This is a genomic window from Neobacillus canaveralius, assembly GCF_047237705.1.
Taxonomy (GTDB): domain Bacteria; phylum Bacillota; class Bacilli; order Bacillales; family Cytobacillaceae; genus Neobacillus; species Neobacillus niacini_K.
Genome location: NZ_JBDFLL010000001.1, coordinates 4,372,527 through 4,386,170, shown reverse-complemented (window position 1 = coordinate 4,386,170; position 13,644 = coordinate 4,372,527). Strand labels below are relative to the sequence as shown.

Genomic DNA, 13,644 nt, shown 5'->3' with positions numbered 1-13,644 from the left:
TAAAAAAGGAGGTATATATTTGTGGCTTTAAATAACCCTCTAGCTAAAAAAGTGAATACGAATATTTCTAATGTGCCATTAATGAAAAAACCAACTATATTAAACACTTTTATTCGAGATTATCAATTGTGGATTATGATTTTACCTGCGATTCTAGTTATCATTATCTTTAATTACATACCTATGTATGGGGTTCAATTAGCCTTTCGGGAATATGATTTTACTAAAGGGTTTACCGGTGGAGAATGGGTAGGATTACACTACTTTAAAGAATTCATTAACAATTATATGTTTGCTGATTTAATGAAAAATACGGTGGTTATAAGTTTAGCCACGATTATATTAGGATTCCCGGCGCCGATTATTTTAGCCTTAATAATTAATCAGGTGGTATGGAAAAAATGGAAGAAAATGATCCAGACAACAGTATATCTGCCTCATTTTATCTCAATGGTTGTAATGGTAGGGTTGTTAAATGTCTTATTATCACCTGAAACAGGAATTGTTGGACATATTATGAAGAGCATAGGTTTAGGAGATATAAACTTATTAGCTTCGGAGAATACATTCGTACCTGTATATGTTCTTTCTGATATTTGGCAGCATGCCGGATGGAATAGCATTATTTATCTAGCAGCACTTGCGAGTGTAGACCCGCAATTATATGATTCTGCCAAAATTGATGGAGCAAATAGATGGCAAATTATTAAAAATGTAGATTTACCAGCAATTGTACCAACGATGATTATTCTATTTATCTTAAGTATGGGGAATATCTTAAATACTGGCTTCGAAAAAATATTCTTAATGCAAAACCCGTTGAATCTTCCAGTTTCTGAGGTTATTGCAACTTATGTATATAAAATAGGTATTATCTCGAACCAGTTTAGTTATTCAGCAGCCATTGGCTTATTTAACACAATGATCAATTTCATATTCTTAATTGCTATGAATTATATCGCAAAGAAAACTTCAAATATTAGTTTATGGTAATTGGACAACGCCAAACATTATTTATGGTTTGGATGACACACTGCCATACTAGGAGGGAAGGTCATGGACCTTTTTAATAAAAAAGGTAAAACTACTTCTGATATGATATTCGATATCTTGATTTTTGTATTTTCTGTCTTCGTTTTTTTAATCGTTGCCTATCCTCTATACTTTGTCGTTATCGCATCGGTTAGTGACTCAACACTAGTTTCAACTGGTCAAGTGACTTTATATCCGAAAGGATTCAGTCTATTTGGATACACAGAGATTTTTAAAGATACAAGGATTTGGGTGGGGTACAAAAATACGATTATTTACACCGTTTTGGGTACCGTTCTTAACTTATTGTTAACATTACCAGCAGCCTATGTATTATCAAGACATGAATTTAAAGCAAGACGGATCTTAATGTTTGTTTTCGTTGTCACCATGTTTTTTAATGGTGGATTAATTCCTACGTATCTATTAATGAAAGAATTAAACTTAACAAACAATATGTGGGTATTTATCATTCCATTCTCAGTCAATGTATTTAACTTAATTATTGTTCGAACGTTCTTTGAAAGTTCCATACCGAAGGAATTGTTTGAAGCTGCCCAAATGGATGGTTGTTCACATTTTCAATTTTTTGGAAAAGTAGTTTTGCCATTATCAAAAGCAGTCATTTCGGTTGTTGGCCTTTACTATTTAGTTGGTCACTGGAATGATTTCTTCACAGGTTTAATTTACATTCGAGACTATAGTTTGCAGCCTCTGCAAATTGTGTTAAGAGATATTCTTCTATCTAACCAAGTGTTTGCAGACGGAGCAGGTTCCGGTGGTGCTTCAGGCGGATATGCACAAAGATATGCAGACCAAATTAAATACGGTGTTATCATCGTTTCAACCCTGCCGATATTAATTGTATATCCATTTATTCAAAAGTACTTTGAAAAAGGTGTAATGATTGGATCTGTAAAAGGGTGATTCTTATTCTAGCAAGTGATGCAGAATTAATAATGCATATCCTAGAGGATAATTGAATTAAAACCGAAAGATACTACACAAATAAATAGCTATCGATCTAGTCGATAGCTATTTAAACTTATATACTGAAAGTAACCCTAATAACTTACATATTGATTATTTTTTAATAGAAGGAGCGTTCACAAAAATGACAAACGTAAGACTGATAGATGGAATATTTAAAGAATCACAAGATAAGGGAAAGGAATTTTTAATCACCCTGGATGTTGACAGGCTGATCGCACCATGCTATGAAGCTGTTTCACAATCACCTAAAAAACCTCGTTATGGAGGCTGGGAATCTACAGGAATCGCCGGACATTCCATCGGACATTGGCTTTCAGCAGCAGCGACGATGTATGCTGTCACAGACGATACAGTACTGCTTCAGAAACTTGAATATGCAGTGGATGAACTTGCCCATGTCCAAAGCTTAGATCCTGAGGGGTATGTAAGTGGTTTCCCAAGAACATGCTTTGATAAAGTGTTTACTGGAGATTTTGAGGTTGAGAATTTTGGTCTTGCAGGCGGCTGGGTGCCTTGGTATAGTATCCACAAAATTTATGCAGGGCTTATTGATGTTTTTACGATAACAGGCAATCAAAAAGCTCTTGAGGTTGTAACAAAACTTGCTGATTGGGCAAAAAAGGGAACAGACAACCTTACGGATGAGCAGTTTCAAAGGATGTTAATTTGTGAGCATGGAGGTATGAATGAAGCATTCGCTGATTTATACACCATTACAGATAATCAGGATTATTTGGAGCTTGCGATTCGTTTTTGTCATAATGCAATCCTCGATCCTCTAGCAAAAGGTATGGATGAGCTCGAAGGAAAGCATGCCAATACTCAAATACCAAAGGTTATTGGGGCTGCTAAACTATTTGAAATTACGGGAAATGAAGATTACAAAAATATGGCAGTTTTCTTCTGGAATGAAGTGACAAAAAACCGTACCTACATAATTGGCGGTAATAGTATCGGAGAACATTTTGGACCAATAAATAAAGAAACACTAGGAATTACCACGAATGAAACGTGCAATACCTACAACATGCTTAAGCTCACTGAGTTCTTATACAAATGGTCTCACCAAGCTGAATATTTTGATTATTATGAACGAGCTCTTTATAATCATATTCTTGCATCACAGGATCCGGATTCTGGAATGAAAGCTTATTTTGTTTCAACAGAGCCAGGACATTTTAAAATATATTGTTCGCATGACGATTCTTTCTGGTGCTGTACAGGAACAGGAATGGAAAATCCAGCAAGATACACAAGGAATATTTATTATCGGGAAAATGACCAATTATATGTAAATCTATATATTGCATCGGAATTAGTGATGGATGATAAGAAAGTGAAAATCAAACAAGTTACCGACTTCCCAAGATCCAGTAAGGTAAAAATTTTAGTCGAAGAGTCAGAAGCAGAATTTTTAAAGATTCATATTCGTATACCACATTGGGTATCAGGAGAAGTAGTGGCTGTTATAAATGGAAAAGAAACGTATGCAGATTCTAAAGAAGGATATCTGGCTATAGCTAGAAACTGGAATTCAGGAGACACAATCGAATTTGAACTACCGATGTCCCTTCATTCATATACTGCAAAAGATAATCCAACCAAAGTAGGAATTATGTATGGACCAGTTGTATTGGCAGGTGCTTTAGGGCGACAAAACTTCCCGGAAAGCGATATTTTAGATGATCATCTAAAATTGAATAATCATCCTTTAATTGATGTTCCTACGCTTGTAGCCGATAAAGACAATCTAGAACAATGGATTAAACCTGTAGGTGGATCGCAATTGACTTTCGAGACATTAGGAGTAGGGCAGCCTGGAAATGTAAAGGTAACCCTGATTCCGTTTTATGAGCTGCATCATCAGCGTTACACACTTTACTGGAATTTAATGGACCAAAAAGCATATGAGACGTTCGTGGATCAAGAAAAAGAAGATCTCGAAAAGATGAGAGCGGTAACAGTAGATGTTGTTCAACCAGGGGAACAGCAGCCGGAAATCGAGCATGGTATAAAATCCAAAAATTCAACTACTGGATACTTTAATGTGGTTCAAAAGCCGTGGCGTGATAGTCGTGGCGAAGGATATTTTAGTTACGAGATGGCAGTAGAACGAGATAAACAATTGTACCTATTGGTTACGTATTATGGCCGTGATAATACTCTTTACCTTGATGGAAATAAGTGGGAACGTGATTTTGATATTCTAATTGATGGGTATGTCATCGCACATCAACAGTTGAATGGTAAATTATCAGATTCTCTAATTGATGTATGTTATGAAATTCCAACATCACTGACGAATAAAAAGGAAAAAGTTGAAGTTAAATTTTCTTCTATGGAAGGAAAGGCAGCTGGGGGAGTTTATGGAGTAAGAATCATCAATTCTCCTATTGTGTAAGGGGGTATTGGTAAAGTTATGGGAGTAACAATTAAAGATATCGCTGATTATTGCGGGGTATCTGCCGGCACAGTAGACAGGGCATTAAATAATCGACCTGGAATTAAGGAAAAGACCAAGAAGGTCGTTTTAGAAGCAGCAACAAAGTTAAGTTATCGTCCTGATTTTACAGCCAGAGGCTTGGCAAAAGGGAAGACGATGACACTAGGGATTGTATTATTTGATTTAAATAATCGATCTTTTGCACAATTATTAAATGCAGTTGAATTAAAGGCAAGAGAAAATGGCTACTTTACCTATGTTGCTCTAACTGACAAAAATCCAGATAATGAAAAACAGTGTATTGAATATTTAGCAAGTCATAAGGTAGATGGGATTATTCTTTTTACTGTCAATCATGGAGAAGCTTTCGAAGAGTATTTACGAGGCTTCTCCATCCCGATTATTACAATTTTTAATTATATTTCTGATAACTGGGAATATGTTGGAATTCAAGAAAGAGCAGCAATGAGAGATGCAGTTGGTCACATTATTAAAAAAGGGTATAAGAAATTTATTTATATTTGTCCTCCATTAAAGCATTCAGGAAAAGTAAATATTTATACACAAGAAGAAAGGTTACAAGGCTTCATGGAAGGTTTGTCATTAGAAGGGATCGAAGAGAAACCTTTAATCATAATAAATAGTCAGTACTTAACTGAGTTAGAAAAAATAACCTTTTCTAAAGAAAATAAATTAGCTATCATCTGTTCTTGTGATCTATATGCACTAGAAGTAATGAACTTTCTGAAGGAAAAGAGAATCAATATCCCTGACGATGTTGGGCTCATGGGCTTTGATAATATTGATGTTTTAAAGTATGTGACACCAAAATTAACCACTGTTGAATATCCGGTAGAAAGGATAGGGACAATCGCTGTTGAAAGTTTAATTCTGAAAATAGAAAAGGGAAACTTTCTAACAAAATCATGCAAATCTCTTGATTATAAAATTATCGAAGGGGAATCGATTTAATTTTAGTAATGGGGATTATCTAAAATTAATCATATAGCTATTTGCAGCAGCTTAGTTTTCAGACTTGAGTATCTAAAGATAATAAATACCATTATTCTGAAACTATGTGAGGCGTGTATATAACTTTTCAGAAATGGGTGGTTTTAGATGAATTTTTTAGATAGTAGATTATATGCGATAGTTGATAGATTTTCTAATCTCTTAATACTAAATATTTTCTGGATTGTTTTATGCATACCTATTGTAACGATTGCACCTGCTACATCTGCTATGTATAGCGTGGTAAGGCAGTGGAGATTGCATCAGGAAACCAGTGTGATAAGAAGCTATTTTCGATATTTTAAAGAAAATTTTAAAACTAGTTTTATAGTCGGCATCATCTGGATGATGTTAGCGGTACTACTATATTTTAATTACTTTTATTTAAACCAGGATGGAACAGGAGTTAGGTATGTTATCATGATTCCTTTGTTTTTAACTAGTTTATTGTTTTTAACTGTTTCTACCTTTATATTTCCTGTAATCGCTCATTATAATATCAATTGGAAGGAAGTCCTTAAAAATTCCTTAATTGCAACCATTGCCAATTTTCCAACCGCAGTGTTAATTCTTATCATCCTGGCCGTGTTTGGCTTTATATTATATTCCTTTCCTGCTTCTTTCTTAATTATTTTTAGTTGTGCTGCATATATTAACTTCTTGTTATGTAACCGGAGATTTCAAAGAATGGAAGTAGTAAGTGGCAGAGTATCGGGAAGATGAATAATCAATTTTATAGGGGTGGATGTTACTCTAGGTCAAAGCGATATCCGATGCTTCTAATTCCCAGGAGCAGACGTAAGAGTAGGTGAAAAGAAGATTGTATCTATATGGAGGAGAATAGTACCATGTTTAAAATCGAAGGAAATCGCCTTATTAGGGAGTTTGATTCGGAGAAACTATGGATTGAACCTTGGGGAGAAGATGCCCTGCGTGTCCGTTCATCATACACGACAATAGAAGATACTGATTGGGCACTATTGCCTGCAAGGGAAATAAAAGCAGATATTACCGTTAACGAGAGAGACGCAATAATTGTTAATGGGAAAATAAGAGCGGAAATTAAGCGGAATGGACAAATGACTTTTTATAATCAGAAAGGTGAAGTTTTATTAAGAGAAACAGAAAACACCTATCAACTAAAGTACGGAGGCAGAGAGTTAATCCCTCATCCTGGAAGCAGTGACTATCGCCTGACACTGCGTCTAGAGTCTGATCCAAAGGAAAAACTTTTTGGGATGGGTCAGTACCAGCAGTCTTTCCTTAACCTGAAGGGATGTATGTTGGAACTAACTCACCGAAATAGCCAGTCCAGTGTTCCTTTCGTTATGTCTAGCTTAGGGTATGGATTTCTCTGGCATAATCCTGCAGTTGGGCGAGTGAACTTTAATCTTAATGTAACTGAATGGTCAGCACCTTCCACCAAGCAACTAGATTACTGGATAACAGCAGGAGATACTCCTGCAGAGATCGAAGAATCTTATGCGTCTGTAACGGGTACTGTCCCGATGATGCCTGACTTTGGTATGGGTTTTTGGCAGTGTAAATTAAGATATCAAACTCAAGAAGAGTTGTTAGAGGTTGCAAGGGAGTATAAAAGAAGAAAGCTTCCGATTTCTGTTATTGTCATAGATTTCTTCCATTGGACAAACCAAGGCGATTGGAAATTTGATCCGGAGTATTGGCCTGATCCTGAAGGTATGGTTCAAGAATTAAAAGAAATGGGCATCGAACTTATGATATCAGTTTGGCCAACTGTTCAGACTGAGAGTGAAAATTATCAGGAAATGATTGAAAAAGGTTATCTGGTCAGGTCGGATAGAGGGGTTCGTACCCAATTTCAGTTCTTGGGTCAAAATGCTATATTCGATGCTACTAACCCTGAAGCAAGGGAATACTTATGGAAAAAAATCAAGGAAAATTATTATGACAAAGGTATTAAAGTGTTCTGGTTAGATGAAGCAGAACCGGAATTTGCTGTTTACGATCATGATATTTATCGCTATCACCTTGGCTCCAGTTTACAGGTAGGAAATATATATCCAAGCAAATATAGTCAGACATTTTACGAAGGGATGGCTGCGGATGGCCAAACGAATATTATCAACCTGGTCCGAGCTGCATGGGCTGGTAGTCAGCGTTATGGTGCTCTAGCTTGGTCTGGTGATATTCATTCAAGTTTTGAGGTATTAGGCATTCAAGTACGCGCTGGACTAAATATGGCCATAGCAGGAATTCCTTGGTGGACAACTGATATTGGAGGCTTTCACGGTGGTAATCCGGAGGAACCTTCGTTTCGAGAATGTATAATTCGATGGTTCCAGTATGGTGTATTTTGTCCAGTATTCCGACTCCATGGCGACAGATCGCCTGCACAAAAGCCTATAGGAACCACTGGTGGTGGCCAATGTCATAGCGGAGCGGCGAATGAGGTTTGGAGTTATGGAGAAGAGGCTTATGAAATATTTAAGGAGTTTCTACATTTACGTGAGAGACTCCGTCCTTATATAACTGGACTTATGAAGGAAGCTCATGAGAAAGGCACGCCTCCAATGAGGCCGCTATTTTATGACTTTTCAGATGACCCCATTGCTTGGGATGTGGAGGATCAATACATGTTTGGTCCAGATATCCTAGTAGCTCCTGTTTTGAATGAAGGGGAGAGAAGCCGCCATTTATATTTACCGAAGGGGGCAGTCTGGAAGAATCCTTATTCTGGAGAAATTTATGAAGGGGGAAAACAGATAACCATAGAGGCCCCATTAGAACGAATTCCGTTGTTCCTGAAGAATGGCGTAGATCTTCCAATTGTTTCTTCGTAGAATATTTAAACGGGGATGTCTGCTTTGTAAAAAATAAAAAGAATATCATTTGAGCCCTGCTTTCATTAAGTTAGGGCTTATATTTTTTTACCTTTAGGAGCAGGACTGGAATTGTACTGCTATTTAATCGAAAAAGACTGAATTTTGAATTTAATCTAAATTATGGTTTTAATATAATCAAATCAAGTATTTTCACTTGAAATATCATATTAAGAATGAAGTCGCTTCATAAGAAGATGGAGGTAATGATGGAGAAATCTTATATACACAACGGAGTTCCTTGGTTTGATCAAAATGGAGAAACGGTAAATGCACTTGGTGTTTGTTTGTTAAAAGAAGGTGAGAAGTATTACCTTTTTGGCGAATATAAAACAGATGATGTGAATAAGTACATAGGCTTCTCATGCTATTCATCTGAGAATCTTGCAGAGTGGTATTTTGAGGGTCTGGCATTGCAGCAGCAAGATGAGGGACTCTTGGGAACTAATAGAATTGGTGAACGACCTAAAGTGATAAAAAACCACAAAACAGGCAAGTTTGTAATGCTGATGCACACAGATGATTTAAAATACATGGATCCTTGTATAGGTTTGGCTACCTGTGACAGTATTGATGGAACGTTTGAATTTCAAGGACCGTTGCTATTTAATGGTGAGCCAATCAGAAGATGGGACATGGGAACTTTTGTTGATGAGGATGGCACTGCATATCTATTAATTCACGAAGGGGATATTTATCGATTAAGTGATGATTATCTAACTGCTGTTGAGAAAGTAGCTGAAAATATTGCTCCTGGCGGTGAGTCGCCAGCCATGTTTCGCCAAGATGAAAACTACTTTATTATGTTTTCAAATAAAACCAGCTGGGAAAGAAATGATAACTATTATTTGGTAGCAAAAGATTTACATGGACCATGGGTAAATCAAGGATTGTTCTGTCCAGAAGGAAGCTTAACCTATAATTCTCAGTGCTCGTTTGTCTTTTCATTAGAAGTGAAAGGTAAAAACGTTCCTATCTATATGGGAGATCGCTGGTCCTTTCCACAACAAGCTTCAAGTGCCACTCAAGTATGGTTACCAATTACTGTAGTGGGAGAAACATGCTTAATACCAGAGTATTGGCCAGTTTGGGATAGTGAAACTATTTCTAAAGTATCCATTGAAGGTATTGAAGAACCGCTAGAGTTTCAATCAAATAAGAGTGGTGAATCGGTGAGCTATACATTTAATGGCTCACAAGTTATCGTGTTTGGTACCAGTGATTGTCATAGTGGATATGCAGACTTCCTGATTTATGATGAATTGGGTGAACTGCACCATACTGCAGTGGTTGATTTTTATAGCTTAGTACCCGATTCCAATAGTAGATATGTATCACCAAAGTTCTCAACAGGAAATTATATGCTCAAAGTGATTGTAACAGGAACGAATGGTGTCTGGTATAAAAAAGATGGCACTAAATTTGGAAGTGATGATTTCTATGTGACGTTACAACGTGTGCAAGTATGTAATGAAGTTTAACTTGCCATTGTGTCCAGTCCGTTGGATGATCTCTAAACCAAAAACATTAAAGAGGCTGGGGGGCTAGGACATTACTAGTTTCAATAATAAAAAACGTGAAATCGCAACAGTGATTTCACGTTTTTTATTTTGGAGCTATGGGGTCGTCTCACTTAACAATGTTTAGTGAAAAGCAATGAGAACCGTCCCCACTGTTTCCTGTTTCCCAAGAGCATAAAGGATGTTATATTAAGATAAATAAAATGGTAATTAAAGATAGTAGTTTAAAAAAGGGGAATGGTGCAGGAAATATGAAGTTTAAACGTTTCTTAAGATTTCGACATCTGAAAAACCAATTGTTATTACAGAATGCGTTAAGTATCAGTCTAATAATTGGATTGACTGCAATTACTACCTATTCGATTGCTATAAAAATCCAGGTTAAAGAGGCAATTAGATATAATACTGTTATGGTCGTGCAAATTAGTAAAAGTATAGATAATATGGTGGAATCCTTTAATCGTGTGATGGATGGTGTAACTTTCAATAATGATGTACAAAATACCTTGCCAGCTGCATACGAAAATAGCAAAGAAAAAAATTTCTTAAATAAACACTTATTGTCCAAAATAACAGATGAAACGATCATGTTCGATGAAGTTGATCTTGTCTATCTATATGACACGGAAGGATTAAGAGTTAATTTAAGAAGAAGTGTTAATAACAATAACTATGATTTTTTAAATAAATTACGACCCGAAATCTATGATTCACATGGAAAAGTCACTTGGAGCGTTGAGAAGTCTGTCATTACTGCTAACCGGATGATTTACGATATTCACGCTTATAACATGAAAGTCATTGGTTATCTAACAATGTCTATGGATAAATCATATTTAACAGAGAGGATTCAGAAATTTGATCCGACAGAAGAAAGACATATCATTATACTGGATAAAGAGAATAATGTGGTTATGTCTAATTCAAATGATAAGGAATTAAGTGCCGTTACATCATGGCTTTCAAATTCAACTAAACAATTAGCTAATTCTGATACAACAATAGAAATCCCTGGTTCCGGGAAAATGATCGTAAACAATTATCAATCTGAATTAACAGGATGGAAAATCATTTCGTTAATAAGTTTGAATGAGATTTCAGAAGGACCCGCACTTATTGGTAAGACAGTCTTTTTAATTGGGATAGTAGCGATTATTATTGGCATCATTATTATTTGGATTAGCACGAATTATATTGTCAGACCCTTAAACAAATTAAGTTTGGTGATGGATGAAGTTGAAAAAGATAACTTTAATATTCAGCTTCAAATCGACCGTTCGGATGAGCTTGGAAGAGTGGGCGAAAGCTTTAATAGAATGATGAATAAAATTAACAACTTGATATCGGATATTTATCAGAAAGATATAAATGAAAAAGACGCGCAGCTAAGAGCACTGCGGGCTCAGATAAATCCCCATTTCCTTTATAATACTCTGGACACGATCAATTGGATGGCACAATTTGGGGAGTCAGCTGAGGTTAGTAAAATGACAACCTCTCTAAGCAGACTCTTGAAAAAGAGTATCACTAATAATGGAGAGTTCATTAGACTTGAAGAAGAGATAAAATATATTGATGATTATATGACGATCCAAAAAATAAGGTTTCAAGACAGAATCCATTATTCCGTTCATGTCGAACCAGCGGCTAAAAATTGTTTAGTGCCAAAACTGATTCTTCAGCCAATCGTTGAGAATGCAATGATTCATGGAATTGAAAAGAAAATAGGAAATGGATTTATAATGATCAATGGGAAAATAAAAAATAACAAATTACACATCGAAGTTTTAGACAATGGAGTAGGAATGGATGAAGATAAGGTTGTCACTCTTTCTGAAGGAAGATATGTAAATCTTGATGAGAATAAGGGAACGGGAAATGGGATTTTAAATGTTCAGAACCGTATTCGGTTATTATTTGGTGATGATAATGGTATAAAGATAGAAAGCAATAGTAACGTCGGGACCTTATTTGAGCTGATTTTACCTATACAAAGGGAGGGCGACTAAATGATAAAGGTACTTATTATTGACGATGAACCATTAATAAGCAAGGGATTATCGGAAAAAATTAATTGGCAGGGTCTGGGTTGCGAAATTTGTGGAATTGCTTCAAATGGTGAAGAAGGTAAAAAATTAATAAATGAACTTAATCCAGATATCGTAGTGTCGGATATTGTTATGCCAGGTCATACTGGACTAGAATTGGCTGAGTATGTTCATGAAAATCATAAGGATATCATAATGATTCTTTTATCAGGATATGATGAGTTTACATTTGCCAAAGAAGCTATTAAATATGGAGTTTATGATTATTTACTTAAACCAACAGTCGTAGACGAAGTAATGACTGTAATAAAAAAAGCAGTAAATACGATTGAACAAAAAAGAGATAAAGATAAAAACTATGAATATTTGGAGAATGCTCTTCAGGAAAGTATTCCTATTATAGAACAATCATTATTATATGAGATGACAGTCAAGGGGACAGTACCGACTCAAAATTTAAAACAAAGCATCGATCTTACGCCTGGAAAAGGTGCAGTGATAACAATAGAAATGGAAAATGAAACACAAAATAATCTATCCTTTGATTCTGTTACAAAATCAATTAAGGACTTATTACGAGCAAAAAATATGGATGTTAGATTTGTAATTCATGATCAACAACTTCTGGTATTACCTTCATTATCACTATTGATGCCAGATAAACTGGTAGAGCCACGCTTAAAAGATATTGCTGAAAATGTTTTGAGTTATTTTCCTTTTGAGGATCGCATCCATGTATCAATTGGTATGGGAGGAATTTTTACTTCTATTGATACGTTACACTCCTCGTACTTACAGTCTATCAAAGCATTAACACAAAGTTATTTTGTTGGAAAAGGGAAAATTCATATTTATTCTGACAATAGAAACCAAGACGATAACAATAATTTCTCAGCAAAATTGACGAGCTTTATTGAAATGTTTGAAGAATGGGACCTTGAGAGGATTCTGTTTGAAATTGAGACACTTTTCAAGGAGCTAAAATACACATTTGATAGACAGTTAGTATTAAATCTTTGCTTAGAGTTATTAATTAAATTAGGGTTGATCGTTGCAAAGTGGGACAAAGATTTTTCGATGACCGTTGGATACGAACAACTTGAACGGTGTAAAACCTTTAACCAGCTGCTTGATTTTATGAAGCAAACATGTGTGAAAGTAAAGAAACATCTTTACGAAACAATGAATAAGAATAATATAAGTGTAGTTGAGCAGGCAAAACGAATGATAGAACAACATTATGCGAATCCAGATTTAAGTGCACAGTTTATTGCAGAACGACTGGAAGTAAGTGTTAGTTATTTAAGCAGGTCCTTTAAAAAAGATACCGGAGAAAATCTTAGTAATTTCTTAACGGAAAAACGGATTCAAGTTGCACAAAAGCTCTTAACGACGACTGATTTAAAAGCGAACGAAGTTTCCATAATGGTAGGATTTCTTGACGCGAGATATTTTGGTCAAGTTTTTAAGAAAATTATGAGAACTACGCCTTCTGAATATAAAAAATACCGGTAGTCAATAGTTCAACAGTCAAGATTTCAACTGTTCTCCCTCATGGCCGTATCACATGAAAAATTCATGTAATGCGGCTTTTTTATATTCGGTAGTCAATATTTTCAACAACTACTTCAAAAATTTCAACCTTTTTCACATATGATAGTCAGGTAAAATTAAATTCAAGAAAGCACTTTCAAGCACTTTTGTAAGGGATTGCATTCAGAGGAGGGTATACAAAA

At 35.5% G+C, this 13,644-nt stretch carries 9 protein-coding genes; all 9 read left to right on the top strand.

From position 1 onward, the window contains the following. The first annotated feature begins 81 nt into the window (after positions 1–81). The 9 genes from ABC255_RS21435 to ABC255_RS21395 all read left to right on the top strand — a co-directional run bounded on the left by ABC255_RS21435 (position 82) and on the right by ABC255_RS21395 (position 13,423). Positions 82–993, top strand: coding sequence for an ABC transporter permease (locus ABC255_RS21435; protein ID WP_412998612.1), 912 nt, complete (start codon positions 82–84; stop codon positions 991–993). Between the two features lie 102 nt (positions 994–1,095). Continuing rightward, on the top strand, positions 1,096–1,959 hold the full coding sequence (locus tag ABC255_RS21430) for a carbohydrate ABC transporter permease (RefSeq protein ID WP_412998611.1): 864 nt from the start codon (positions 1,096–1,098) through the stop codon (positions 1,957–1,959). Between the two features lie 187 nt (positions 1,960–2,146). After that, positions 2,147–4,426: a beta-L-arabinofuranosidase domain-containing protein gene (locus tag ABC255_RS21425; RefSeq protein ID WP_412996731.1), complete on the top strand. Its 2,280-nt coding sequence runs from the start codon at positions 2,147–2,149 to the stop codon at positions 4,424–4,426. Positions 4,427–4,444: 18 nt separating this feature from the next. Next, positions 4,445–5,440: a LacI family DNA-binding transcriptional regulator gene (locus ABC255_RS21420; protein ID WP_412996730.1), complete on the top strand. Its 996-nt coding sequence runs from the start codon at positions 4,445–4,447 to the stop codon at positions 5,438–5,440. 147 nt (positions 5,441–5,587) lie between these two features. Further along, positions 5,588–6,202: a YesL family protein gene (locus ABC255_RS21415; protein ID WP_412996728.1), complete on the top strand. Its 615-nt coding sequence runs from the start codon at positions 5,588–5,590 to the stop codon at positions 6,200–6,202. A gap of 125 nt (positions 6,203–6,327) precedes the next feature. Then, positions 6,328–8,301, top strand: coding sequence for a glycoside hydrolase family 31 protein (locus ABC255_RS21410; RefSeq protein ID WP_412996726.1), 1,974 nt, complete (start codon positions 6,328–6,330; stop codon positions 8,299–8,301). 248 nt (positions 8,302–8,549) lie between these two features. Beyond that, positions 8,550–9,821, top strand: coding sequence for a family 43 glycosylhydrolase (locus tag ABC255_RS21405; protein WP_412996724.1), 1,272 nt, complete (start codon positions 8,550–8,552; stop codon positions 9,819–9,821). A gap of 290 nt (positions 9,822–10,111) precedes the next feature. Continuing rightward, the gene (locus ABC255_RS21400; protein ID WP_412996722.1) at positions 10,112–11,869 is read left to right on the top strand and encodes a cache domain-containing sensor histidine kinase; all 1,758 of its coding nucleotides are present in this window, start codon (positions 10,112–10,114) and stop codon (positions 11,867–11,869) included. Continuing rightward, complete coding sequence (locus ABC255_RS21395; RefSeq protein ID WP_412996720.1) at positions 11,870–13,423, top strand: response regulator; 1,554 nt, start codon at positions 11,870–11,872, stop codon at positions 13,421–13,423. Positions 13,424–13,644: the final 221 nt, after the last annotated feature.

What these genes read in the sequence shown, in the direction of transcription:
- ABC255_RS21410 (WP_412996726.1), top strand. Translation starts at nt 6,328, where the DNA reads ATGTTTAAAATCGAAGGAAATCGCCTTATTAGGGAGTTTGATTCGGAG.
- ABC255_RS21425 (WP_412996731.1), top strand. Translation starts at nt 2,147, where the DNA reads ATGACAAACGTAAGACTGATAGATGGAATATTTAAAGAATCACAAGAT.
- ABC255_RS21395 (WP_412996720.1), top strand. Translation starts at nt 11,870, where the DNA reads ATGATAAAGGTACTTATTATTGACGATGAACCATTAATAAGCAAGGGA.
- ABC255_RS21400 (WP_412996722.1), top strand. Translation starts at nt 10,112, where the DNA reads ATGAAGTTTAAACGTTTCTTAAGATTTCGACATCTGAAAAACCAATTG.
- ABC255_RS21435 (WP_412998612.1), top strand. Translation starts at nt 82, where the DNA reads ATGAAAAAACCAACTATATTAAACACTTTTATTCGAGATTATCAATTG.
- ABC255_RS21420 (WP_412996730.1), top strand. Translation starts at nt 4,445, where the DNA reads ATGGGAGTAACAATTAAAGATATCGCTGATTATTGCGGGGTATCTGCC.
- ABC255_RS21415 (WP_412996728.1), top strand. Translation starts at nt 5,588, where the DNA reads ATGAATTTTTTAGATAGTAGATTATATGCGATAGTTGATAGATTTTCT.
- ABC255_RS21430 (WP_412998611.1), top strand. Translation starts at nt 1,096, where the DNA reads ATGATATTCGATATCTTGATTTTTGTATTTTCTGTCTTCGTTTTTTTA.
- ABC255_RS21405 (WP_412996724.1), top strand. Translation starts at nt 8,550, where the DNA reads ATGGAGAAATCTTATATACACAACGGAGTTCCTTGGTTTGATCAAAAT.